Source organism: Variovorax sp. GW821-FHT09D05 (assembly GCF_059416325.1).
The window spans coordinates 192,751-215,653 of sequence record NZ_JBWKOZ010000004.1 but is presented as its reverse complement, the minus strand read 5'-3'; the positions used below and the strand labels follow the sequence as shown (position 1 = coordinate 215,653).

Genomic DNA, 22,903 nt, shown 5'->3' with positions numbered 1-22,903 from the left:
TTCAGCCGATAAGCCAGCGCCCCACGCGCGGCGTATTGGCCAGTTGCCAGACCCGCTGGCACAGCGCCTTCGCTTCTTCTGCCGTCACGCCTTCGCCGTAGTGCGCCAGGCGCTGCATCTTGTCCTCGATTTCCGCGCGGTCCAGGCTGTTGCCGGGGTCGCCCTTGGGTTCGTCCACACGACCTTGCAGCGTGCGACCGTCTTGGGTCTGCACGCTGACCTTGCCGATCCAGCGTGCGGGGTAGGCGGTATCGACTTCTTCGTCGAGCTGCATAGCCACCTTGTCGCGAAAGGCCGAGACCTCGGGCGCGAGAAAGTCGCGATCGAACTCGCCTAGGCCCGCGCGGCCGTGCACTGCTATCAGGCCCAGCACCGTGCCCATCGAGAACTTGCCCTGGTGCACGGTGGCCGGCACGGTCACGCGGCCCAGCACGTCGATGGCGCCCTGATGCACGTGCGTGGTCACGTGAGACACGTCGGTGGGCTTCAGCTTGTTCTGCGTCATCACCTGCAGCAGCGCGTCGGCGGCGGGGTGGGTGTGACGGCAGGAGGCGTGGTATTTGAAGGAGGTCTCGGCCAGCGTCCAGCGCGTGCCGAGGCCGTCGGTGAGCTTCGCAGGGTCGGCGTCGCTCGACATGCCGACGCCCAGGCCCTGCGCGCCTTCGAGGATCTTCGCGGCGCCGGTGAAGCCGTCTTGCGCGAGGTAGGCCGACATCAGCCCGCTCGCTGCCGCATGCGCGCAGTGCAGCTGCTTGGAATCGGCCGCGTCGCGCAGGAACTCCCACACGCCGGCCGACTGCGTGCCGGCCGAGCCGAAGGCGTGCAGCATCTGCTGCGGCGTGAGGTCCAGCAAACGGCCCACCGCAGCGGCGGCTGCGAGCGTGCCTGCAGTCGCGGTCGTATGAAAGGTCTTGTAGTGCGAGCGGCCGAGGAATTCGCCGACGCGGATGCCCACCTCGTAGCCCGCGACCACGGCCGTCAGCAGCTGTGCGCCGCTCGCGCCGAGGCTCTGCGCCACGGCCAGCGCAGGCGCAATCACCACGGCGGCCGGATGGAACACCGAGCCGTTGTGCACATCGTCCTGCTCCACGAAATGCGAGGCCGCTGCATTGACCAACGCAGCGAACACTGGCGAGCTGGTGCGGCGCGAGGTCAGTATCTCGCTGGGTCCGTCGGCGGGGCCCATCATCTGCGCGAAGCGTTCGATGCTGCGCACCGGCCGTGCGGTGCGGGCCGCGAGCACGGAGCCCAGCCAGTCGAGCATCAGGTCTTCGGTGCGGCGCAGCACGGGGGCGGGGATGTCAGCGAACTGCAGTTCAGCGGCGAAGGTCGCGAGCACCTTGCTCGGATGGTCGACTGGGTTCATGGCGATGAAGTCCTTCAGAACGAACGGGGCAGGCCGAGCATGTGCTCAGCCACGTAGCTCAGGATCAGGTTGGTCGAGATCGGCGCCACCTGGTACAGCCGCGTCTCCCTGAACTTGCGCTCGATGTCGTATTCGCACGCAAAGCCGAAGCCGCCATGGAACTGCAGGCACGCGTTCGCCGCCTCCCAGCTCGCCTTGGCCGCAAGGTACTTCGCCATGTTGGCCTGCGCGCCGCAGGGCTGGTGCGCGTCGAATAGGCGGCAGGCCTCGTAGCGCATCAGGTTGGCTGCTTCCACTTCGATGAACGCCTCGGCAATCGGAAACTGCACGCCCTGGTTCTGGCCGATGGGCCGGCCGAACACCACGCGCTCCTTGGTGTAGGCCGTCACGCGGTCGATGAACCAGTAGCCGTCGCCTATGCATTCGGCCGCGATCAGCGTGCGCTCGGCGTTGAGCCCGTCGAGGATGTACTTGAAGCCCTGGCCTTCCTCGCCGATCAGGTTCTCGGCCGGGATCTCGAGGTTCTCGAAGAACAGTTCGTTGGTCTCGTGGTTCACCATGTTCAGGATGGGCTGTACCGTGAGCCCCTTGCCGATGGCCTCGCGCAGGTCGACGATGAAGATCGACATGCCTTCGGACTTCTTCTTCACGTCCGCCAGCGGCGTGGTGCGCGCCAACAAGATCATCAGGTCCGAATGCTGGATGCGCGAGATCCACACTTTCTGGCCGTTGATGACGTAGCGGTCGCCCTTCTTCACCGCCGTGGTCTTGATCTTCGTGGTGTCGGTGCCGGTGGTGGGCTCGGTCACGCCCATCGACTGCAGGCGCAGCTCGCCGTTGGCGATCTTCGGCAGGTAGTTGCGCTTCTGCGCCTCGCTGCCGTGGCGCAGCAGCGTGCCCATGTTGTACATCTGGCCGTGGCAGGCGCCGGAGTTGCCGCCGCAGCGGTTGATTTCTTCCATGATCACCGAGGCCTCGGTCAGCCCCAGGCCCGAGCCGCCGTACTCCTGCGGGATCAGCGCGGCCATCCAGCCGGCCTTGGTGAGCGCGTCGACGAATTCGGCGGGGTAGCCGCGCGCCTCGTCGATCTTGCGGAAGTAGGCATCGGGAAACTGCGCGCACAGGTCGCGCACGGCGTCGCGAATGTCGGGAAAGTTCTTGTCGTTGGCGTTGTTCATCGGTCGTTGTTCATCGGTCGTTGCTCAGTCAGTCCAGGCGGGGGCCGCCGGCTTCTTTCTCCACGCGTTGCCAGATCTCGATGGCCATCGGGTCGTCGATCTCCTCCAGGATGTGGCCCACGAGGCCGATGGCGCGCGCCATCACGCCGAAGCCGCGAATGATCTTCCACGGAAAGCCGAACTCGGCCGCAATGGCGCCGATGGCCCCGGTCGCGTTGATCGGTAGCGACTTGCCCGACACGCGCTCGGCTTCTTCCTGCACCGCCTGCATCAGCGCGACGTAGTGCGTGGAGAGCCCGTTCTCCGCCGCGATCTGGAACAGGCGCGGCGTGCGCGGGTCGATGGGCTTGTGCAGCGGATGGCCAAGGCCCGGCACGATCTGCTTGCGCGCGCGATGGTCGGCCACGATGTCTTTCGCCATGTCGGCGAGCGGGCGCGTGGGCTTCTCGCCGAAGGGAATCGCTTCGTAGAGCATCTTCGCGGCGCCCTCGGTGCTGCCGACGAACACCGTGCCCAGGCCGCAAAGGCCGGCAGCCACGGCGGCTTGCAGTGCTTCGGGTGCGCCCGCATAAGTGAGGCGAGCAGCCAGCGCGCTGGGCGTGATGCCGTGCTCCACCAGCGTGACGACGATGGCGTTGAAGGTGACGGATTCCTGCGGCGTCGGGATGCGCCCTGTCAGCTCCAGGAAGGCCATGTCGCCGAGATTCAGGTGGCCAAGGATTTCCGAAGGCAGGTCGCGCCCGCGCACGGTGATCTTGTCGGGCGTGCTGTGGCCCAGCTCGGTGTGCAGGGATTTCTTGATTTTCGTCATGGCAGCGAATCTAGCCCGCCCTCGCGCGGGGTGGTTCTCTGATTGCGAAACCCTCCCTTCGGCAAATGCAAATGCTCGCTCGCGGGGTCTTCAGGCACGCTGCGGCGATGGATCTTGAATCACTTTCGGCAGTGCGCGAATCGGCGCTCGACTACTTCGTTCGCAGCCGCGCTATCCAGCGGCGGCGCGCATGCATGGAACAACCCGGTGCCGACGAGGCCGACGGCTGGGGCGGCATCGCCGCGCTGGGCTGGCCCGGCATGCTGGCGCCCGAATCGGCCGGCGGCCTCGCGCTGGGCCTCGACGGCGCGGCGGAAATCCTGCGGGCTGCGGGCGAGCATGTGGCGCCCGAGCCGCTGCTGGCCGTGGCCGGCCTCAGCGCGCTGCTGCTGGCACGGCTCGGCACGCCGGGCGCGGATGCCTTGCTGGCCGAACTGGTCGCGGGCCGCAGCCTGCCCGCGCTGGCATGGCAGGAAAGCGCCGGCGACCTGAGTGCGGTGCCGCTGGCCTGCGGCTGCGAAGTACGGCCCGGGCACACAGGCGGCGTGCTGCTGCAAGGCGAAAAACTCATGGTGCTGCCCGGCGCGGCCGCCAGCGGCTGGCTGGTGTCGGCGCGCGGCGAAGACGACGCGGTGCTGCTGTGGGTGCCACGCGGCGCCGAAGGCGTGACCGAAACGCTGGTGCCGCTGGTCGATGGCAGCCAGGCCTCGAACCTGCGCTTCGAGCAAGTGGCGTTGCCGCCCGGCGCAGTGCTGGCCGAAGGCCCGGCCGCGCAGGATGCGTTGCGCCATGCCCTTGCGGCCGGCCAGATCCTGCAATCGGCCGAGCTGCTGGGCGCGGGGCAGGCCATGCTGGCGCAGACGCTGGCCTACCTGCGCACGCGCTCGCAGTTCGGCAAGCCCATCGGCAGCTTTCAGGCGCTGCAGCACCGCTGCGTCGACATGTTCATCCACCTCGAAGTGGCGCAGGCCACGCTGAACGAGGTGCTGGCCTTGGCCGCACAGGGCTTGCCGGCGGACCGGATCGAAGCCGAGGCTAGTCGCGTCAACGCGCGCTGCACAGCCGCTGCGCTGCAGGCGTCGCGAGCATCGGTGCAGTTGCATGGCGCCATCGGCTACACGCAGGAGTGCGACCTGAGCCTGTTCTACAAGCGTGTGCTGTGTCTCTCGGCCTGGCTGGGTAACGTCAGCGCGCATCAGCGCCGGCATGCGTCGCTGTCGGGCTATGCGGAAGCCACGGCGGGTGCGGCCGAGTGGCAGGGTGAGTTCCCGCGCACCGCCGACTGGTCCGCCATGCCCGAGGCCGACTTCCGCAGCATGGTGCGCGCCTTCCTGCAGCAGTGCTATCCGCCGCAACTGCGTTATCTCTCGCACCGCGCGCGCTGGAGCGAGATGCGCGAGTGGTATCTCACGCTGTCGGCGCAAGGCTGGATCGCGCCCGCGTGGCCGCAGGCGCATGGCGGCATGGGCCTGCCGGCGGACAAGCTCATCGCGTGGATCGAGGAGCTGGAGCAGCACGGCGTGGCGCGCGCGCCCGACCAGGGCATCGTGATGATCGGCCCGCTGCTCATCCAGCATGGCACGCCCGAGCAGCAGCAGCGCTTTCTGCTCCGCATCCTGAGCGGCGAGCATGTCTGGTGCCAGGGCTATTCGGAGCCCAACGCCGGCTCCGACCTCGCGGGCCTGCGCACCGAGGCGCTGCCCGCGCGCGATGCGCAGGGCGATCACTTCGTCGTGAACGGCCAGAAGATCTGGACCACGCTCGCGCAGGACGCCAACCACATCTTCATGCTCGTGCGCACCGACAAGGACGCACGCAAGCAGGAGGGCATCAGCTTCCTGCTGTGCGACCTGCGCACGCCGGGCATCACCATCCGGCCGATTCATACGCTGGCCGGCGAGCCCGAGTTCTGCGAAGTGTTCTTCGACAACGTGCGCGTGCCGGCAGAAAACCTCGTGGGCAAGCTGCATGGCGGCTGGACCATTGCGAAGGCGCTGCTGGGCTTCGAGCGCATCTTCCTGGGCAGCCCCAAGCAGTCGCAGTACGCGCTGGGCCAACTGGCGCGGCTGGCGCAGGCGCGGCGCCTGTTTGCCGACCCGGTGTTCGCGCAGCGCTTCGCTGCGCTGCGGCTCGACGTCCTCGACCTGTCGGCCGCCTACACGGGCTTCGCGAACATCGTGCGTGCGGGCAAGCCGCTGCCGGCTTCAGTGTCGCTGCTGAAGATCTGGGCGAGCGAGACCTATCACCGCATCGGCGCGTTGCTGGTCGAGGCGGGCGAAGAGCAGGGTGCCGTGGCCGGCGACCAGTTGCTCGACGGGCAGAGCTTCAACGTGCTCTCTCCGCTCATCGGCTCCACCGCCGCAATGATCTACGGCGGCACCAACGAGATACAGCGCAACATCCTCGCGCGGCAGGTGCTCGACCTGCCGGCCTGAGCGATGTAGCCGACGAAGAAATACACAACAGGAGACAACGCTCATGACATCGACTCACTTCTCGCGCCGACACCTCATGGCCGCGATGGCAGGCAGCGCGGCGCTGGCCGCATTGCCGCACCGTGCTTTCGCGCAGCAGCCCTTGCCGCCGCTCATCAAGCTCGTCGTCGGCTATTCCGCAGGCGGCCCGGTCGATGGCGCCGCGCGCCTGCTCGCACCCGCGCTGAGCCAGGAGCTGGGCACGCAGGTCATCGTCGACAACCGTCCCGGCGCCAGCGGCTCGCTCGGCGGCGACGCGGTCGCCAAGGCCGCGCCCGACGGCACGATGCTGTTCTTCGGCGCGAGCCCGACCATCACCATCAACCCGAACGTGCAGCGCAGGATGGCCTTCGACCCGATGAAGGACCTGACGCCCATCGCGCCGCTGGTGGACTACACCAACGTGCTCGTCGTCAACAACGAAGTGCCGGTGCGCAACCTCGCCGAGTTGCTGGCCTACGCGAAGGCGCGGCCGGGCAAGGTGTTCTATGGCTCGGCGGGCGTGGGCGCGTCCAACCACCTGAGCGGTGCGCTGCTGGAGAAGATGACCGGCGTGCAGCTGACGCACGTGCCCTACAAAGGCAGTGCACCGGCGCTCGCCGACGTGATGGGCGGCACCGTGACCATGATGTTCGACATCATCGCCACCTCGAAGCCCTTCATCCAGACGGGCAAGGTGCGCGCACTGGCCGTTACCTCGCGCCAGCGCAACCGCATGCTGCCCGATGTGCCGACCATGATCGAGTCGGGCGTGCCCGGCTACGACGTGGGCGGCTGGTTCGGCCTCTACGGCCCGGCGCGCATGGACCCTGCGCTGGTCGCGCGCATGAACGCCGCCGCGCAAAAGATGCTGGCGCGCGAAGACATCGCGCACCGGCTGCGCGAGCAGGGCTACGACGTGTGGTCTGGTGCGGCCGACCTGCTGGCGACGAAGGGCAGGTCAGATCGCCAGCTCTGGGCGACGGCGTCCAAGGGCATCGAGGCGGAATAGGCGATGCAGAAGATTCATCAGTTGTTGGAGGCACGCGCGGCTCACACGCCGGAGGCTGTCTTTCTTTTCGAACCCGCTGGGACGACGACGTATGCGGCGCTGCAATCGATGGTCGATGCCGCCACGCGCGACCTGCTGGCCGCCGGCGTGCGGCCGACCGACCGCGTGGTGCTGGTGGCCGAGAACTGCGCCGCGCATATCGCGCTGCTCATGGCCTGCAGCCGCGTCGGGGCGTGGTCGTGCGGCGTGAATGCGCGCATGTCGCCGGGCGAGATCACGGCCATTGCGGAGCGTGCGGATGCACGGCTTTGCTACTTCACGACCGGGGTATCCGAAGCTGCTGAAAGGCATGCGCAGAGAGCCGGTGCAGAGCCTTCCGCACTCGAAGGCGTGATGCGCTCGGCCGTGCGTGCCGAAGCACGCACCGAACCCGACCCGGCATTGGCCGACACGGCCGCCATCATCTTCACTTCCGGTACCTCGGGCACGCCCAAGGGCGTGATGGTGTCGCACCGCGGCCTGCTTCATTTTGGCCGCGTTTCGGCCCAGGTGCGAGCCCTGAGCGAGCGCGACCGCGCCTATGCCTTCCTGCCGATGACGCACATCTTCGGCATCGGCACGGTGCTGATGGCCGCGCTCACGGGCGGTGCCGCGCTGGTGCTGCGCGGCAGCTTCTCGCCGGCCGACATGCTGCAGGCGCTGGCGCACGAGCAGGTGTCGAACCTGCTCGGGCCGCCGACGATGTATGCGCGCCTGCTGGCCCACATCGAGGCGGAGGGCGTGGCGCCGCGCTTTCCGCAGCTGCGCTACGTCTATACCGGCTCGGCGCCGCTCGATCCGGCGCTCAAGCGGCGCGTGGAGCAGTTGTTCGGCCAGCCGCTGCACTATGGCTACGGGCTGTCGGAGTACGCGGGCTCGGTGTTTCTCACGCGCACCGAGTCGCCGCGCGCGGACACTTCGGCGGGCTACGCGGTGGAAGGCGGCGAGGCCCGCATCGTGACCCTCGACGGCAATGACGCCGCGCCCGGCGATACCGGCGAGATCTGGCTGCGCGGACCCGGCCTCATGCTCGGCTACTTCCGCGATGCCGCCGCCACGGCGCAGGTGATGCGCCCCCGCGGCTGGTACGCCACCGGCGATCTCGGGCGCTTCGACAGCGACGGTGCGCTGTTCGTGGTCGGCCGGCTGAAGGAAATGATCATCCGCTCGGGCTTCAACGTGTACCCGGCGGAAATCGAGGCGGTCATCGGCCGCTTCGACGGCGTGCACCTGTGCGCGGTGGTCGGCGTGCCCGAGGCCGACGGCAACGAGCAGGTCGTCGCCTTCGTCGAGCTGAAGCCCGGCGCGGTGCTCGACGAGGCGGCTCTGCGCGCGCACCTTGTCGAGCATCTGTCGCCCTACAAGCGCCCGGCCCGCATCGAGGTGATCGACGCGATGCCGACCACGGCCAACGGCAAGCTGCTCAAGCGCGAGTTGCAGGCGCGCTGCACGCCGTTTCCGGACATTCCCAACCGGTGGGCGGGGCCATCGTAGGCACGCTCCTACACCCGCGCCCAGAGGCGGGCACGATACTTGTTAACTCCCCCGTTTCAGGAAGTACCTCGTGACCGTGCCGATGAACCCGACGCCCGTGGCTGCTGCGCAATGAAGGCCTCGCCCAGTGCGCGCAGCTGGATCGCCGCCGGCGTGCGCCACGAACTGCTCACACGTGCGTTGCCCGCCCTGCGGCACGACATGGCGGCGCCCGTCTCGGTGATCCGCATGGCGCTGCTGATGCTCAAGCGGCAGGTTGGCGCCGCCACCATCGACGCCGTGGCCTGCGAAGAGCGGGTGGCGCTGATCGACAACCAGGTGTCGGAGCTGATCGAAGCCGTCCGCTCGCTGCGCGACTGGGAACTGGCCACCACCGACGACGGCATCACCCGCAGCGCGCTGGTGGCGCAATGCGTGGCGCTGATGCGCTCGGCCTTCGATCTGCACGGCGTGTCGCTCGACGCCGATGCCTCGCTCGATCCGCAGGAAGACGAGCACCGCTGGCCTGCCGCGGCGGCCCTGCGCTATCTGTTCCTCGGGGCATTGGGGTACCTGCACGACGGTGCGGCCGAGGCGGGGGCGATCCGCGTCGAGGCAGATGGTGCGAATGCACTGCGCCTCACGGCCCTGCCGCGCGAACCTGGCGGCACGCCCGCCGTGCTCGATGCGCACCGCGCACCGCGCGCCCTGGCCATCGACGCCGTCGCGCTGCAGAACCTGGCTGAAGACCTTGGCTACGCCGTGGCGCTGGATGGCGACAGCGTGCGCCTCGTGCTCGCGACCGGCAACTGAGTCTTGCTGCTGCGGCCTCGCGCCGCATGCCTCCCCCGTGGCGCTCGCAGGAAGGCCAGCAGCCGCCGTTCGGCCGCATGCAGCCCACGCGATGGCCTGGCCGTGCCGTGCCCGGCGATCCTTTCGAACAGTGCGCCGGTGGCTTCGTCGCCCTCCGAGAGCGCACTGCCCAGTGCCAGCACGGCCGGGTGCACGTACGCCTTCTTGCAGACTGCGGGCGTGTTGCCGAGTTGCCTGGCGACGGCCGCGAGGATGTCCTTTGCGCTGTAGCGAGTGCCGTCGGCAGCGGTGCGGCCCGGCTCGCAGGCCAGCCGGGTGAGTTCCAGCGCCTGCACGGTGCCGTGCCAGGTGCGGAAATCCTTCGCGGTGAAGCGCTCGCCCTGCGCGGCTTCGGCCAGGTAGTCGTTCACGTCGGTGGACGAGACGCTGCGCAGTTCGCCATTTCCGCCTCCCTCTGCATCCTCGTCCACGTACTGGAACAGCGCCTGCCCCGGCAGTTGCTGGCATTGCCGTACCACCCTGGCCACGCGCGGGTCGTCGAGCTTCGCCTCGTGCATCACGCCGCTCTTGCCCCGAAAGCGCAGCCGCAGGGCCTGGCCCTGCACGGCCGCATGCCGGTTGCGCAGCGTGGTGAGGCCGTAGGAGCCGTTGCTGCTCGCGTATTCCTCGTTGCCCACGCGCAGCAGCGTGGTGTCGAGCAGGCGCACCACCGCCGCGAGCACCTGGCTGCGGCCCGGCGCCTTCTGGCCCCTTGGCAATTGCAGGTCGCGCGCCACACGGGCGCGGATGCGCGGCAGCGCGAGCGCGAAGGCTTCGAGGCGGTCGAACTTGGTCTCGTCTTTCATCGAGCGCCAGTCGGCGTGGTAGCGGTATTGCTTGCGCCCGCGTGCGTCGATGCCGGTGGCCTGCAGGTGGCCGTTGGGCAGCGGGCAGATCCAGACCTGGGTGTAGGCCGGCGGAATGGCCAGCATGCGGATGCGCGAGATCTCGTCCACGTCGCGCAGCCATTGCCCCTTGGCATCGCGATAGCGAAAGCGCTCGCCGTGCTTCAGGCGGCGGATGCCGGGCATGTCGGGGTTCACGTAGACGAGGCCGTTGGCGATGGGCGTCGGCTTTGACGGAGGCTTTGCAGGAGTGGAAGAGTCCGGCATGGTGTTTGCGTGATGGCGTTACATCGCGCTTTTGCCAGCACCGACAATCGGCGGTTGTAGGACGCCGGGCGCGCTTGTTGTCCTTGTCCTGCCGTCCTTGTCCTTCTTAACGGGTTCCAGAATGACTTCTTTCAAGTCCTCCCTTTTCACCGCCCGCTGGCTGGCCGTGCCCGCCGCGGCGCTGCTGTTCACGGCCTGTGCTTCCACTTCGACCCCGACCGCATCTGCCCCGGCTGCGCCCGTGAAGGTCAAGGTCTTCGTCGCCGCCATGTTCGAGATCGGCCAGAACACCGGTGACCGCGCCGGCGAGTTCCAGCACTGGTACGAGCGCTACTGGAAGGGCGCCAAGCCCATTGCGGTGCCCGGCGCACTGCAGCCCGTGTACTGCAACGCCGACGGCGTGTGCGGCGCGGTGCTCGGCATGGGCAAGGTCAACTCGTCGTCGTCGATGCAGGCCATCTTGCTGAACCCGCAGTTCGACTTCTCGCAGAGCTACTACGTGATCTCGGGCGTGGCCGGCACGCCACCCTCGCGCGGCACCATCGGCGAAGTGAGTTGGGCCACCTGGCTGGTCGACTACGACCTGGGCCACCGCTGGGCACCCGAAGAGAACAAGCCCGGCGAGCCGACCTTCATGCCGCGCAAGGGCTACGAGGAATACCGCCGCTTCAAGCTCAACCCCGACCTCGTGGGCTGGGCCATGAAGCTCTCGGCCGACACACCACTGAAAGACGCCGACTCGGCCCGCAAGTACCGCCTGCGCTACCCCGACGCCGCGGCCCGCCGCGCGCCCTTCGTAGGTACCGGCACGCACATGACCGGCGACACCTTCTTCCACGGCCCCGGCATGTCGAAGCAGGCGCAGTACATCGCCAAGCTCTACGGTGCCGACGACTACGTCATCACCGAAATGGAAGCCGCCGCCATCACCCTCGTGATCAAGCGCACCCACGGCACCGACCGCGTGATGAGCCTGCGCGGCGCCGTCAACTTCGATCAGGGCAGCCCGAAGGAAACCACGCTGCAGCACCTGGACCCGGCGCCAGGCGAAACGGCCGGCGGCTTTGCCGAGACGGTGGAAAACATCGAGCTGGTGGGCAGCCGCGTGGTCGATCACATCGTTGCGAACTGGCCGCAGTGGTCGGCCGGCGTGCCCAAGCCCTGAGCTTCGTCGCTCAGGGCCGCACCGGCTTCAGGTGCCACGTCACCGTGAAGTCGAAGGGCGTCCAGCGGCTGACGGTGACGCCCGAGCGCCGCAGCCCGCGCCCAGTCCAGGTGTTGCAGGTCTCGAAGAGGTTGTAGCCGCCTTCGGCTTCGTAGAAGGCATCCTGGCTGTCGTAGTGCGCGCCCGCAATGGGCGTGGCCTGGCCCGAGGGCAGCGCGGCGCGCACGTAGCCGGCCAGTTGCGCGTACTGCGCCTGCGAGAGCGGCAGGCTGTAGGCGCCGCGCCCCAGCTGGTTGCGCCGCAGGTAGCTCACATGCATCAGCGCGCGGTTGCCGCCCGACAGAGCCCCGAAAGCGCGCGCCGCCGTCAGGTCGCCCCAGGTGGGCGTGTTCAGGTAGAACTCGCGGTCGCCCCAGCCGATGGCGATGAACTCGGCATCGGGCGGCGGCGCCTTGAAGTCTTTCAGCGGGAACACCTGGAGCCAGTCGACGGTGGCCGATCGGATGGGGAACACGTAGTCGGTGTGCACGCCGTTGCTCAGCACCCAGGCCTGTACGTCGGCGGTCGCATCGTTCGATGGCTTCGCATTGGCCGGCCAGAACACCAGCACGCAGGCCGTGGCCACGTAGAGGCCGACCAGTGCAACGAAGCCCAGCAGCGTGAAGGCGATGCGCCGCAGCCAGCGTTTCACCATGGCGTGTTCAGAACAGCGACGCGGTGGTCGCCGCCGGTTCCGACGCGGCGCGATGCGCACCGGCCCCGGCGGGCGCCAGCGCCTCGGGGCTGCCCGCCTTTGCCAGCGCGCCCACACGCACGCCCAGGAGGCGCAGCGGGCGCTCCAGCGGCACGCGTTTCAGGCACAGACCGCCCGTGTGGCGGATGGTCTTCGCGTCGTCCGTGAAGCGGTCGATGGTCTGGTCGCGCGTGGCGATCTTGAAATCGTCGTAACGCAGCTTGATGCCGATGGTCTTGCCCACGTAGCCCTTGCGCTGCAGGTCGGCGGCGAGCTGCTCGCACAGCTGCGTGAAGATCGCGCCCAGCTCGGCGCGGTCGCGCACCGCGTGCAGGTCGCGGTCGAAGGTGGTCTCGCGGCTCATCGACACGGGCTCGCTCTCGGTCACCACCGGGCGGTTGTCGCGGCCCCAGGCCACCTCGTGCATCCATGCGCCGGTGGCCTTGCCGAAGGTGGCAATGAGCCAGTCGCGGTCGCGCGCCGCGAGCTGGCCTACGGTCTCGATGCCGAAGCGCTTGAGCTTCTCGTCGGCCTTGGGGCCGATGCCGTTCACCTTGCGGCAGGGCAGGGGCCAGATGCGCGATTCGAGATCGTCCTCGTAGACGATGGAGATGCCGTTGGGCTTGTTGAACTCGCTCGCCATCTTGGCGATGAGCTTGTTGGGCGCCACGCCGATCGAGCAGGTCAGGCCGGTGGCATCGAAGATGGCTTTTTGCAGCAGCCGTGCCAGCGAGCGCCCGCCGTCGCGCTGGCCGCCGGGCACGTCGGTGAAGTCGATGTACACCTCGTCCACGCCGCGGTCTTCCATGAGCGGCGCGACCTCCAGGATGAGGTTCTTGAAGGCGCGCGAATAGCGCCGGTACTCGTCGAAGTCCACCGGCAGGATGATGGCCTGCGGGCACAGCTTGGCCGCCTTCATGAGCCCCATGGCCGAGCCCACGCCGAACTGCCGCGCCGGGTAGGTGGCGGTGGTGATCACGCCGCGGCCGGTGTAGTCCTTCAGCAGCGGAAAGGACTCGACCGGAATGTCGGCCAGTGTGCCGCCCTCGGGCAGGTTGCGGATGGCTTCGTCCACGCGCCGCCGCCCGCCGCCGATCACCACCGGCAGGCCCTTGAGCTGCGGATAGCGCAGCAGCTCGACCGACGCGTAGAAGGCGTCCATGTCGAGGTGCGCGATGCGGCGGATCGGCGGTGTCGTAGGTGACGGTGGCTGGGTCTGTGAACTCACGGCCACGATTGTCTCGCGGTCGGGCGGCGTGTGCCCGCGCGGGGGAGATCCGGTCAGCGGGTTTCGACGGCCACGAGCAGCGGCGATTCGAACATCGCCACCGGCGAGATCACCGGCTCGTCTATCGGCACCTTGTCGCCATAGCGCTCGCGCATCTTGGCGCGCACCGCAGGGTCGCCCAGGCTGAATTCGCGGATCTTCTGCAGCTCGCCGATGCGCACGCCCAGCGCGCGCTGGTAGAGCTTCCACACGAGTTCGGAGCAGTAGATGCGCTTGTCGGACCATTCGAAGGTCAGGTCGTAGGGCCGCCCTTCGAAGTCAGAGGTACCCGCGCGCAGTTTGGCCACCGCGCCCGGTGTCAGTAGCGTGTCGGCATTGCGCAGCCGCTTCACCACGTAGTGCCCGCCGTTGCCGCGCGCGGTCCATTGCGCAAGCGGCGTGTAGCGCACCGTCGACACCGCCTCGAACACATAAGGCTTGCCGCCCCGCAACAGCACGATGCCCATGTGGCTGTAGCGCGAGCCGGTGGCGCGCTGCACCGCGATGCTCTGCGCCGAACGCGAGGTGTGGAAGATGATGTCGCCGTCTTTCAACGCCGCCGCATGGCTGGCGCTGAAGGACAGGACGAGCGCGAGCGCGACGGGGAGCTTGAATGTCATACGCCGCGCATTGTGCGGCACGCCGCGGCGCTATTTCTCCTCTGGTGGAGCGGCGCTGTCGCCGGTGTCGGGCGGCGCCATCTCGCGCATCAGGCGGTCCACCGCTTCATCGTTCATCGGCTCGGCGGGCGCGAGCGCGGTTGGCGAGGTGCGCAGCCAGCGCGTGGTCTCGGGCAGCGCCATCACCAGCGCGGTCACGGTGGCGAGCACCGCCAGGTAAGGCGCCAGTGCCCGCGCCACGGCAGCCACCGGCGGGCGCGGCGCGACCTGCCCGCGTGCCAGCACCAGCGCATAGCCAAAAGGCGGCAGCAGGAAGCCGGCCTGCAGCACCAGCAGGGTCAGCGTGGCGATCCATGCGGCGTCGTCGAGTTGGGCGAGCACCGGCGGCATGACGATGGGCACGATGAGGAAGATCAGCTCGAAGGCGTCGAGCACGAAGGCGCAGGCCAGCAGCACGGCCAGCACCGCCATGAGTCCGACCATGGGGTGGCCCTGCAGCGACAGCATGAGCCGCGCGATCAGCCCGTCGGTGCCGAAGCCGCGCAGCAGCAGCGAGAAAGTGGTGGCGGCCACCAGCAGCGCATACAGCGCGCCGGTGAGCGCCATCGCATCGTCGAGCACCCGCCACAGCACCGCCCGCGTGAGCTGGCGCGACACGAGGCCCCAGCCGAGCAGCAGCACGCAGGCGGCGGCCGCGCCCTCGACCGCGCGCACCCTGCCCAGCGTGACCAGCACGAGCAAAGCGCCGATCAGCAGGGGCACGAGCAGCAGCGTCCAGCCTTCACGCGGCTGCATCGGCTCGCGCGGTGCTGCAGTGGCGGCGGGCTTGTTGCGCCGGGCGCCGAACCACGCGACTGCGAGCCAGCCAAGCAGCAGCGCCGCTGCTGGCACCAGTGCGGCCTGGAGGATGTCCTGTGTGTTGACGATGCGGTTGGCGGTAGCGGTGGGCAGCGCCAGCGTGCGCGCCATGTTCACGCCCTCGGAGTGGGCGCGCAGCATCGCGTCGCCGAGCAGCAGAAGCACAAGCGATGGCGGCACGATCACGCCCAGCGTGCTGGTCACGGCCACGAGCGCGGTGCGTTGTGCCGCGGGCAGGCCTTCGGCTGCCCAGCCCTTGCCGGCCGTGCGCGCCAGCGTCAGCAGGCTGGCGCCGACCGAGCCGTTCATCGGCGCGAGCATCAGCCCCAGCACCATGCCGGCCAGCTCCGATGCGGCGCGCGGCGCGACGAAGGCCAGCGCCTTGCGCAAGCCGTTGTACAGGTGCTCGGCCAGTGCCAGCCGGTTGAGCAGCGCGCCTACCAGCGCATAGAGCGCCAGCGCCTGAAGCAGGTCGTGCTCCAGCAGGCCGACGATGCGCCACGGAAGGTTCTGCAGCAGCGCCGCATCGAACGCGCCCAGCGCCAGCCCGGCCACAGCGCCCAGCGTGCACACGCCGAGCAGCACGGCATAGGTCGGCCAGCCGGTGGTCATCATCAGCGCCAGGGCCAGCGCGAGCAGGGCGAGTCCGAGCCAGGCCATTCAGTGCCCGCGTGGATGGCGCAGTTCGCGCAGGAGATCGAGCGCGCTCTGCACCGCCAGCAACACCGCGAGCAGCAGCAGCGCCACCTTGATCATGAAATAGCCGGGGTTGAAGGTGTCGGGGAACAGCTCGAACGCGGCCACCGAGCGCCACACCGGCACCGTGGCCGTCACGATCAGGAACAGCGCCCACGGCAGCAAGCACAGCGCCGCCCCGATGCGGCGCGCCCGTGCAAAGCACCCGCTGGTGTCGGCAGCCAGGTCGGGCCGCGCCACGAGGTGCGCGCCGCGGCGCCCGGCGTGCCGCAGCGCCACGGCCACATACAGCGCGAACAGCCATTGCGCAAGGTCGTTGGCCTGCGTGGGGCCGTTGCCTGAGCCGGCCAGGTCGCGCAGCGGCCATTGGGCGAACAGCAGCAGGGCGATTGCGATGGCAAAGGGCATCGCCGCGCGGTCGATCCAGTCGAGCCAGCGCGGCGCCGGCGGCGGGGGAGGGGCTGGAAGATCGGCAGGTGGCGGCGTCATGCGACGCCGATAGTCTTCCCGGAACCTGACCACCACCTGCGGCCGCGCGGGTCATTGCTTGCGCGGTGCAGCATGCCGGTGCCATCATCCGCGCCATGCAAACAGTCGCCTCCATCCTCTGGCGCAGGCTCGATGTACCGGGCCACGACGCCTGCCGTCTAGAACGCAATGCCACGGCCTGGCAACTCGATGGCGCGGCCGTGTTCCGACAGGAAGACGGCCGCATCGGCCAACTGCATTACCGCGTGCGCTGCGACCTGCACTGGCACACCCAATGGGGCACCGTGCGCGGCTGGCTGGGCGACGTGGCCGTCGATCTGTCGATTGCCCGCGACGCGCGCGGCCACTGGAAACTCAACGACGAGGCGGTGCCCGACCTGTCGCACTGCGTCGATCTCGACCTGGGCTTCACGCCTGCAACCAACCTGCTGCAGTTGCGACGGCTCAACCTGGCGAAGGGCGAGGGCGCCGATGCTCCGGCGGCCTGGGTCGATCTGGATGGTGGTGGCGTGCTGAGCGAACTGGCGCAGCGATATGAACGGCGCAGCGATACCGAATACGCCTACGAGGCCAAGCGCTTCGACTATGCGGCGACGTTGAGCGTGACGGAAGACGGCTTCGTGCGCGACTACCCGAGGCTCTGGGTCGCCGAGAAGTAATCAGTCGAACTGTGAGCGGTCGCCCGCGACCAGTTCGCGATTGCGCCGTCGATCAACCGCAATCTCGTGCGCGAAATCGTCGGTGCCACCACCAGCCGGCAGGTTGTAGGCCCCACGCAGCCGCGCACGCACCACGCTGCTGTCCAGCACACGATTGATCTCCGCATTGAGCCGCTGCACCACCGCCACCGGCGTGCGCGCAGGCGCGAAGATGCCGAAGAGCGAATCGCGGTTCGCCTTCTCGAAGCCCAGCTCCGCGAGCGTGGGCACCGCGGGCAGTGCCTCGATGCGTGCAGGCGCGCCGACTGCAAGCGCCTGGAAGCGCCCGCCTTCGATGTACTGAAGCTGCTGCGCCGCGACGTTGGTCGACAGCACCTCGAACTGTCCGCTCAGCGCATCGTTGAGTTGCGGCCCGCCGCCCTGGTAGGGGATGTGCGTGATGTCGGTGCGGCTCTGCACGCGCACCTGCGCCAGCACCAGGTGGCCGATGGTCGCCACGCCCGAGGTGGCCCAGCGCACCTCGCCCGGCTGCCGGCGTGCCTGCGCGATCAGCTCGCCAAAGCCGTGCCCTGTGAAGGCCGGCGTGCCCACCACCAGCACCGGCGTGCGCATCACGCTGGCCACGGGCACGAAGGCACGCTGCGGGTCGTAGGGCACGCGCGCCAGCAGCGGGTGCAGCGTGAGCGGGCTGATGGCGGAGAAGGCCAGTGTGCAGCCGTCGGGCGTTGCGCGCGCGAGCGCATCCATGCCGAGACTGCCGCCCGCGCCGGGACGGTTTTCGATCAGCACCGGCACGCCCAGCGACTGCGCCAGAGGCTCCGCCAGCACGCGTGCCATGCCGTCGCTCACGCCGCCGGGCGGGTAGACCACGATCAGGCGCACCGGGCGGCTCGGCCATGGCGCGGCATGCGACACCTCCGGCAGCGCGCACATCGCCGCGAGCGCGCCGCCCGCGCGCTGGATGAAATGACGACGCCGCAGCAAGCTCATGACCCAGGATTTTCGACAGCCAACCTGCGCAGCAGCTCCGCGAAATGCTGCGCGGGCAGGTTGTCTTCCTCGACGCGCGACACCAGTGTGAGCGGCGCATCGAGCTGGCCGCCATCGGCCAGCCGCGCATAGGCGATGGCGTGCGCGTGCACGCCGGTCATCGAGGCCGGCACCACCGACAGGCCGACTCCGGCAGCCACTAGGTTCAGGTTGGTCATCATGCGATCGACTTCGGCCACCACGCGCGGGCGCAGGCCCTTGGCGTGGCACAGCGCGAGCAGGTCGGCATAGAGGCCGGGCGCGCCGGGGCGGCGCACGAGGATGATGCCTTCCTCGCACAGCTTCGCGAGCGGCAGCGGGCGCGAGGCCTTGTTGCGGCCGAGGGCAAAGCGATGGTCGCTGGGCATGGCAACGAGCACTGGCTCGCGCAGCAGCGTCTCGAACACCAGCCCCTCGGGCCGCGCGACCGGCACGCGCAGCAGGCCGCAGTGCAGTCGGCCCGCGGCCAGCGCTTCGGTGAGTTCGGCGGCGTTGTCTTCGCGCAGCTGAAGCTCCACCGCCGGGTACGCGCGGCGGAACTCGCGCAGCGCCTCGGGCATGAAGCGGTGCGCCGCGGCCGAGCTGGTGAAGCCGACTGCGAGCGTGCCGGCCTGGCCCTTGGCTACACGCACCATGCGCTGCTTCATGGCGTCCATGTCCTGCAGCATGCGCAGCGCCTCGGTCTGAAAGAGGCGGCCCGCGTCGGTGAGGGCCACGCCGCGCGGATGGCGGCGGAACAGCAGCACACCCAGCTCGCGTTCCAGCGCCTTGATCTGCTGGCTGAGCGGCGGCTGCTGGATGCCCAGTTGCTCGGCCGCGCGTGTCATGTGGCCGGTCTCCGCGACGGCGGCGAAGTAGCGCAGTGCCCGTATATCCATATTTTTTTCGTATGAAGAGTGCCTTGTTATTTTATTTGACCCTAAGTCACTCTGAATCTATCGTCCGGCCGCCTATTCAAAAAGCGGCCCACCGAGGCCGCATGCCGGAGACAAATCCATGCGCACAACGCGCCCCGCCTCGATGTTTCGTGCCGTCGTTTCCGCGATCGGTATTTCGCTGATCCTTGTCGCCTGTGGTGGCGGCGGTGGGGGAGGCGGCGGTGCCGGCTTCCTCCCGATCCTGCCCACAACCCCGCCCGCCAGCGACGGCAATAACCCGCCCGCCGACAACCCGCCGGACGGCCCGCCCGACAACCTGCCGCCCCCGCCCGTGCAGCCGGTCGTCTCGTGTGCCGACCTGTCGGGCAAGAGCCTGCCTGCCTCGCTCATCAGCCTGCCCACGCAAGGCGCCACCGTCACCAGTGCCACGCCCGTGGCCGCGGGCGACGTGGGCAACACGCTCGGCGACTACTGCCGCGTGCGCGGCACCATCCAGCCGGTGGACCCCGCTTCGCAGGTCATCAACTTCGCGGTGAACCTGCCCGAGAAGTGGAACCAGAAAACCATCCACTTCGGCGGCGGCGGCTTCGACGGCGTGCTCATCGACGGCACCGAGGTCATCCGCTTCGGCCCCGCCGACAAGCCCGCGCCGCTGGCGCTGGGCTATGCCACCTACGGCGACGACTCGGGCCACCAGTCGGGCAGCATCACCGATGGCAAGTTCGCGGCCAACGACGAGCAGCTGGCCAACTACGGCGGCCTCTCGCTCAAGAAGACGCGCGACGTGGCGCAGGCGCTGGTGCTCGCGCGCTACGGCATGGCGCCCAAGCACGCCTACTTTCTCGGCACCTCGACCGGCGGGCGCGACGCGCTGAGCTACATCCAGCGCTGGCCGCTGGACTACGACGGCGTGATCGCCAACGAACCCGCGCTCAACTACACCGGCACGCGCCTGTCGAACGTGGCAGTGGGCCGCGCCCTGTACCGCAACGGCGGCGCGGGCTGGATGAACGTGACCAAGACGCTGCTGGTGCAGAAGACCGTGATGAACGCCTGCGACAAGCTCGACGGCGCAGCCGACAACCTCATCAGCAATGTGGAGAGCTGCCGCCTGCTGAACACGCAGATCCTGGCCTCGCTGCGCTGCCCCGGCGGCACGGACACGGGCAACACCTGCCTGTCGGACGCGCAGCTCGACACCGTGCGCGCCATCGAGAACCCGCTGGACTTCACGACCTACTCGCTGGCCAACGGCGTGAAGCGCGCGGGCGGCTACAACATCCTCGAAGGCACGCTGGTGGCCGGCCCGTACACCACGCGCGACCTCGGCACGCGCGCTGTGCCGGGCAACCCGGCGACCTCGCTGGACGCCAACATGTACGTCACCGGCGACCAGTGGGTGAAGTACTTCGTCACGCGCATCGACGCCTTCGATTCGCTCACCTTCGACCCACTCGACCCGGGCGCCTACACCGCGCGCGTGACAGCGGTATCGAACCTCACGGACGCGACCAACCCCAACCTGGCACCGTTCTTCGGCCATGGCGGCCGGCTCATCATGCTGCACGGGCTGGCCGACGAGGTGATCAGCAACAACTCGACCATCGACTACTACAAACAGGTCGTCGCCACGCTGGGCCAGGCGGCGGTCGATCAGGGCATGCGCTTCTACACCGTGCCCGGCATGGGCCATGGCACCGGCAGCTTCATTCCCAACTGGGACTCGCTCGCCGCGCTCGAAGGCTGGGTGGAAGGCGGCCTCGCGCCCGCCACCGGCATCGCGGCCGACGCGGTGGCCGGCACCTATGGCCGCACGCGCCCGCTGTGTCGCTTTCCGGCATGGCCCAAGTACCGCGGCAGCGGCAGCCTGGACGCGGCCGTCAACTACAGCTGCGTGACCGAGGTCGGCGACCCGCTGGCCTGCCCGAACCTGCCCGCCTCCGTCACCAGCTACAAGGGCGGCAACAGCTTCGGCGAAGAGCTGCGCGTGCAGATCGACCCCGCCGCCATGACCTACGCCATAACCATCGACGCCAGCCTGCAGCGCACCGTGGGCACGCAGCGCACCGGCTCGCTCATTGCCGAGGGCAACTGCAGCTATTCGAGCGCCGAGAGCGGCGCGGTGTTCAGCTTCGGGCCCGGCGGCGTGGTGTCGGGCGGCGTGAATGCGCCCAGCGGCGGCGGCTTTGCGCCCCTGGTGGCGTTCCAGAACACCTTCGCGGCGGCGCCGGTGTCGGGCGACTTCAAGTCGGTGGCGAACATCTTCAACGCGGTGGGTGTGCTACAGGGCACGGGCGGCACCAGCGCGCAGTCGCTGGCCGTGCGGCTGCGCAATGCGGGCACCTTCCAGTACTGCCGCGACCCGGTGTCGGGCGGCTTCATGATCTACGACGCCAACTGCACGCAGACCGAGAAGGGCTACGTCACCTACAACACCACGCGCGCCTCGTTCGACCTGTTCACCACTTCGCCCACGGGCAGCGCCGTGACCACCGGCGGCACGCTCACCGGCTCGATGGTGATCGGCCTCGTCAACGGCGTCGCCGTGCCGGTGCACCTGGTGCGCGAGTCGGCCGCGAATGCGGGGCTGCGTGTGTTCGGCCTGCAGCAGAGCCTGACGCCCGGCACGGCCGACGGGAGCTATGCGCTGGTCAGTGTCAAGGGCGAGAACCACGATGCCACGGTGGCCGGCAACGGTTTCAATCTGGCGGGTGCTGCCGCGGTGCTGAGCTACGACGCGCCCGTGCTGGGCGTGGTGCAGGCCGATGCGGGCCGACCGGGCAATTTCATCTTCAACAGCGGCGTTCTCGCCTTCGTCTCCGACCCGGGAGCGAACGCGGCGCTCGAATTCGGAGTACGCCATTGAAAAAACGACTGTCCAGCCTCGCGGCATTCGCACTGATCGGCGCTGCGCCGATGTTGTCCGCGCATGCGGCGGCGACCGCACCCAAGGCCGCCACCTGCCCCGCGCCGGTGCCCGAGGCCGCGCGCTGCTACACCGGTGAGGACGGCACGGGCGCCCTCTACTGGATCGCCATTCCGAAGGACTGGAACCGCGGCGTGCTCGTCATGCACGCCCACGGCGGCCCCGAGACCGGAGCGCCCAAGCTCGAGCGCAGCGCGGAAGACCTCAAGCGCTGGGCCGTCACCGTGAAGGCCGGCTACGCCTGGGCCGGTTCCACCTACCGGCGCGGCGGCTACGGCGTGACCATGTCGGCCGAAGACACCGAGCGCCTGCGCCAGATCTTCGTGCGCCACTTCGGCCAGCCGCGCCGCACGCTGCTGCACGGGCAGAGCTACGGCGCGGGCGTGGCGGCGAAAGCGGCCGAGCTGTATGCGCCGGCCGGCGGCGCGAAGAGCCCGTACGACGGCCTGCTGCTGACCAGCGGCGTGCTCGGCGGCGGCAACAGCGCCTACGACTTCCGGCTCGACCTGCGCGTGGTGTACCAGTACGTCTGCCGCAACCACCCGCGCCCCGACGAGCCGCAGTACCCGCTGTGGATGGGCCTGCCGATGGACTCGAAGCTCACGCGCGCCGAACTTGCAGAACGCGTGAAGGCATGTACCGGCGTCGGCCTGCCCGCCGCGCAGCGCACGCCGGAGCAGGCGGCGAAACTGAAGACCATTCTTTCGGTCGTGAAGATCCAGGAGCGCTCGTTGGTAGGGCACCTCACATGGGCGACCTGGCTGTTCCAGGACCTGGTGCAGAAACGCCTGAACGGCCGCAACCCCTTCGGCAACATCGGCGTGGTCTACAGCGGCTCGGCCGACGACGCGGCGCTCAATGCCGGCGTGGCGCGCTACGCGGCCGACCCGCAGGCCAAGGGCGCACTGGCGGCCGACAGCCAGCCCACCGGCCGCACCGCGCTGCCCACCGTGGGCCTGCATGCCATCGACGACCCGACCGCTTTCGTCGAGCTGGAGAATTCCTATCGCCGCATCCGCGATGCGGCAGGCACCGGCGACCTGCTGGTGCAGAGCTTCAGCAACGAGCGCGAGCACAGCTACCTCAGCGATTCGGAATATCCCGCGCTCTTTGCCGCGTTGCTCGACTGGATCGACAAGGGCGAGAAGCCCACGCCCGAAAGCCTCGCGCAGCGCTGCAAGTCGCTGATGCCTCGCTACGATGCCGACGGCAAGAACGGCTGCCACATCCAGCCCACGTGGCAGCCGCCCGCGCTCGAAAGCCGCGTGCCATCACGCGCGCCCTGAT

The 22,903-nt window shown here is 68.9% G+C and carries 19 protein-coding genes; 8 read left to right on the top strand and 11 right to left on the bottom strand.

The genetic code is table 11. From position 1 onward, the window contains the following. Nucleotide 1: 1 nt before the first annotated feature. The 3 genes from AC07O3_RS12260 to AC07O3_RS12250 are packed head-to-tail and all read right to left on the bottom strand — an operon-like array spanning nucleotide 2 to nucleotide 3,355. Nucleotides 2-1,366, bottom strand: a complete 1,365-nt coding sequence (locus AC07O3_RS12260; RefSeq protein ID WP_495339433.1) for an MmgE/PrpD family protein — start codon at nucleotides 1,364-1,366, stop codon at nucleotides 2-4. 14 nt (nucleotides 1,367-1,380) lie between these two features. After that, a complete protein-coding gene (locus AC07O3_RS12255; protein ID WP_495339432.1) occupies nucleotides 1,381-2,544 on the bottom strand; it encodes an acyl-CoA dehydrogenase family protein in 1,164 nt (387 codons plus the stop codon). 28 nt (nucleotides 2,545-2,572) lie between these two features. Continuing rightward, nucleotides 2,573-3,355, bottom strand: coding sequence for a citryl-CoA lyase (locus AC07O3_RS12250; protein WP_093075722.1), 783 nt, complete (start codon nucleotides 3,353-3,355; stop codon nucleotides 2,573-2,575). A 107-nt stretch (nucleotides 3,356-3,462) separates the two neighbouring features. Here AC07O3_RS12250 and AC07O3_RS12245 point away from each other — a divergent pair, with 107 nt between their 5' ends. From AC07O3_RS12245 to AC07O3_RS12230, 4 genes are all read left to right on the top strand, one after another. Further along, on the top strand, nucleotides 3,463-5,790 hold the full coding sequence (locus AC07O3_RS12245; RefSeq protein WP_495339431.1) for an acyl-CoA dehydrogenase family protein: 2,328 nt from the start codon (nucleotides 3,463-3,465) through the stop codon (nucleotides 5,788-5,790). Between the two features lie 43 nt (nucleotides 5,791-5,833). After that, nucleotides 5,834-6,820 (top strand): Bug family tripartite tricarboxylate transporter substrate binding protein, encoded by a 987-nt coding sequence (locus AC07O3_RS12240; protein ID WP_495339430.1) that lies wholly within the window; start codon nucleotides 5,834-5,836, stop codon nucleotides 6,818-6,820. 3 nt (nucleotides 6,821-6,823) lie between these two features. After that, entirely contained in the window at nucleotides 6,824-8,353 is a 1,530-nt protein-coding gene (locus tag AC07O3_RS12235; protein ID WP_495339429.1) for a class I adenylate-forming enzyme family protein, read from the top strand. Between the two features lie 111 nt (nucleotides 8,354-8,464). After that, nucleotides 8,465-9,145, top strand: a complete 681-nt coding sequence (locus AC07O3_RS12230) for a hypothetical protein (RefSeq protein ID WP_093049069.1) — start codon at nucleotides 8,465-8,467, stop codon at nucleotides 9,143-9,145. On the opposite strand, the gene AC07O3_RS12225 is transcribed toward AC07O3_RS12230, so the two are convergent. Then, nucleotides 9,088-10,296: a DNA topoisomerase IB gene (locus AC07O3_RS12225; protein ID WP_495339428.1), complete on the bottom strand. Its 1,209-nt coding sequence runs from the start codon at nucleotides 10,294-10,296 to the stop codon at nucleotides 9,088-9,090. The genes AC07O3_RS12230 and AC07O3_RS12225 overlap by 58 nt on opposite strands. Nucleotides 10,297-10,417: 121 nt before the next feature. On the opposite strand from AC07O3_RS12225, the gene AC07O3_RS12220 reads away from it, so the two are divergent. Continuing rightward, nucleotides 10,418-11,461, top strand: coding sequence for a purine-nucleoside phosphorylase (locus AC07O3_RS12220; RefSeq protein WP_495339427.1), 1,044 nt, complete (start codon nucleotides 10,418-10,420; stop codon nucleotides 11,459-11,461). Nucleotides 11,462-11,471: 10 nt separating this feature from the next. On the opposite strand, the gene AC07O3_RS12215 is transcribed toward AC07O3_RS12220, so the two are convergent. From AC07O3_RS12215 to AC07O3_RS12195, 5 genes are all read right to left on the bottom strand, one after another. Next, nucleotides 11,472-12,155 carry a TIGR02117 family protein gene (locus AC07O3_RS12215; protein ID WP_495339426.1) on the bottom strand — a complete coding sequence of 228 codons (684 nt, stop codon included), beginning with the start codon at nucleotides 12,153-12,155 and terminating at the stop codon, nucleotides 11,472-11,474. 7 nt (nucleotides 12,156-12,162) lie between these two features. Then, the gene (locus AC07O3_RS12210; protein WP_093049081.1) at nucleotides 12,163-13,356 is read right to left on the bottom strand and encodes a Y-family DNA polymerase; all 1,194 of its coding nucleotides are present in this window, start codon (nucleotides 13,354-13,356) and stop codon (nucleotides 12,163-12,165) included. Nucleotides 13,357-13,475: 119 nt separating this feature from the next. Beyond that, the gene (locus tag AC07O3_RS12205) at nucleotides 13,476-14,081 is read right to left on the bottom strand and encodes a YiiX family permuted papain-like enzyme (RefSeq protein ID WP_495339425.1); all 606 of its coding nucleotides are present in this window, start codon (nucleotides 14,079-14,081) and stop codon (nucleotides 13,476-13,478) included. Nucleotides 14,082-14,111: 30 nt separating this feature from the next. Continuing rightward, the gene (locus AC07O3_RS12200) at nucleotides 14,112-15,599 is read right to left on the bottom strand and encodes a TRAP transporter large permease subunit (protein WP_495339424.1); all 1,488 of its coding nucleotides are present in this window, start codon (nucleotides 15,597-15,599) and stop codon (nucleotides 14,112-14,114) included. Further along, nucleotides 15,600-16,124 (bottom strand): C4-dicarboxylate ABC transporter substrate-binding protein, encoded by a 525-nt coding sequence (locus AC07O3_RS12195; RefSeq protein ID WP_495339423.1) that lies wholly within the window; start codon nucleotides 16,122-16,124, stop codon nucleotides 15,600-15,602. Between the two features lie 95 nt (nucleotides 16,125-16,219). Here AC07O3_RS12195 and AC07O3_RS12190 point away from each other — a divergent pair, with 95 nt between their 5' ends. After that, complete coding sequence (locus AC07O3_RS12190; RefSeq protein WP_495339422.1) at nucleotides 16,220-16,783, top strand: putative glycolipid-binding domain-containing protein; 564 nt, start codon at nucleotides 16,220-16,222, stop codon at nucleotides 16,781-16,783. On the opposite strand, the gene AC07O3_RS12185 is transcribed toward AC07O3_RS12190, so the two are convergent. Both AC07O3_RS12185 and AC07O3_RS12180 read right to left on the bottom strand, forming a co-directional pair. Further along, the gene (locus AC07O3_RS12185; RefSeq protein WP_495339421.1) at nucleotides 16,784-17,773 is read right to left on the bottom strand and encodes a Bug family tripartite tricarboxylate transporter substrate binding protein; all 990 of its coding nucleotides are present in this window, start codon (nucleotides 17,771-17,773) and stop codon (nucleotides 16,784-16,786) included. It abuts the gene before it with no gap. Continuing rightward, complete coding sequence (locus AC07O3_RS12180) at nucleotides 17,770-18,690, bottom strand: LysR family transcriptional regulator (protein WP_093075707.1); 921 nt, start codon at nucleotides 18,688-18,690, stop codon at nucleotides 17,770-17,772. Before AC07O3_RS12180 ends, AC07O3_RS12185 begins: the two co-directional genes overlap by 4 nt. A 118-nt stretch (nucleotides 18,691-18,808) precedes the next feature. Here AC07O3_RS12180 and AC07O3_RS12175 point away from each other — a divergent pair, with 118 nt between their 5' ends. After that, nucleotides 18,809-21,556 (top strand): tannase/feruloyl esterase family alpha/beta hydrolase, encoded by a 2,748-nt coding sequence (locus tag AC07O3_RS12175; protein ID WP_495339420.1) that lies wholly within the window; start codon nucleotides 18,809-18,811, stop codon nucleotides 21,554-21,556. 50 nt (nucleotides 21,557-21,606) lie between these two features. Next, complete coding sequence (locus tag AC07O3_RS12170) at nucleotides 21,607-22,902, top strand: alpha/beta hydrolase family protein (protein WP_495339629.1); 1,296 nt, start codon at nucleotides 21,607-21,609, stop codon at nucleotides 22,900-22,902. Nucleotide 22,903 lies beyond the last annotated feature (1 nt).

Excerpts from the sequence above, each read along its gene's own strand:
- AC07O3_RS12225 (WP_495339428.1), bottom strand. The coding sequence starts at position 10,296 with ATGCCGGACTCTTCCACTCCTGCAAAGCCTCCGTCAAAGCCGACGCCC.
- AC07O3_RS12200 (WP_495339424.1), bottom strand. The coding sequence starts at position 15,599 with ATGGCCTGGCTCGGACTCGCCCTGCTCGCGCTGGCCCTGGCGCTGATG.
- AC07O3_RS12250 (WP_093075722.1), bottom strand. The coding sequence starts at position 3,355 with ATGACGAAAATCAAGAAATCCCTGCACACCGAGCTGGGCCACAGCACG.
- AC07O3_RS12240 (WP_495339430.1), top strand. The coding sequence starts at position 5,834 with ATGACATCGACTCACTTCTCGCGCCGACACCTCATGGCCGCGATGGCA.
- AC07O3_RS12205 (WP_495339425.1), bottom strand. The coding sequence starts at position 14,081 with ATGACATTCAAGCTCCCCGTCGCGCTCGCGCTCGTCCTGTCCTTCAGC.
- AC07O3_RS12210 (WP_093049081.1), bottom strand. The coding sequence starts at position 13,356 with ATGGACGCCTTCTACGCGTCGGTCGAGCTGCTGCGCTATCCGCAGCTC.
- AC07O3_RS12255 (WP_495339432.1), bottom strand. The coding sequence starts at position 2,544 with ATGAACAACGCCAACGACAAGAACTTTCCCGACATTCGCGACGCCGTG.
- AC07O3_RS12230 (WP_093049069.1), top strand. The coding sequence starts at position 8,465 with ATGAAGGCCTCGCCCAGTGCGCGCAGCTGGATCGCCGCCGGCGTGCGC.
- AC07O3_RS12260 (WP_495339433.1), bottom strand. The coding sequence starts at position 1,366 with ATGAACCCAGTCGACCATCCGAGCAAGGTGCTCGCGACCTTCGCCGCT.
- AC07O3_RS12185 (WP_495339421.1), bottom strand. The coding sequence starts at position 17,773 with ATGAGCTTGCTGCGGCGTCGTCATTTCATCCAGCGCGCGGGCGGCGCG.
- AC07O3_RS12180 (WP_093075707.1), bottom strand. The coding sequence starts at position 18,690 with ATGGATATACGGGCACTGCGCTACTTCGCCGCCGTCGCGGAGACCGGC.
- AC07O3_RS12175 (WP_495339420.1), top strand. The coding sequence starts at position 18,809 with ATGCGCACAACGCGCCCCGCCTCGATGTTTCGTGCCGTCGTTTCCGCG.
- AC07O3_RS12235 (WP_495339429.1), top strand. The coding sequence starts at position 6,824 with ATGCAGAAGATTCATCAGTTGTTGGAGGCACGCGCGGCTCACACGCCG.
- AC07O3_RS12220 (WP_495339427.1), top strand. The coding sequence starts at position 10,418 with ATGACTTCTTTCAAGTCCTCCCTTTTCACCGCCCGCTGGCTGGCCGTG.
- AC07O3_RS12195 (WP_495339423.1), bottom strand. The coding sequence starts at position 16,124 with ATGACGCCGCCACCTGCCGATCTTCCAGCCCCTCCCCCGCCGCCGGCG.
- AC07O3_RS12215 (WP_495339426.1), bottom strand. The coding sequence starts at position 12,155 with ATGGTGAAACGCTGGCTGCGGCGCATCGCCTTCACGCTGCTGGGCTTC.
- AC07O3_RS12170 (WP_495339629.1), top strand. The coding sequence starts at position 21,607 with ATGTTGTCCGCGCATGCGGCGGCGACCGCACCCAAGGCCGCCACCTGC.
- AC07O3_RS12190 (WP_495339422.1), top strand. The coding sequence starts at position 16,220 with ATGCAAACAGTCGCCTCCATCCTCTGGCGCAGGCTCGATGTACCGGGC.
- AC07O3_RS12245 (WP_495339431.1), top strand. The coding sequence starts at position 3,463 with ATGGATCTTGAATCACTTTCGGCAGTGCGCGAATCGGCGCTCGACTAC.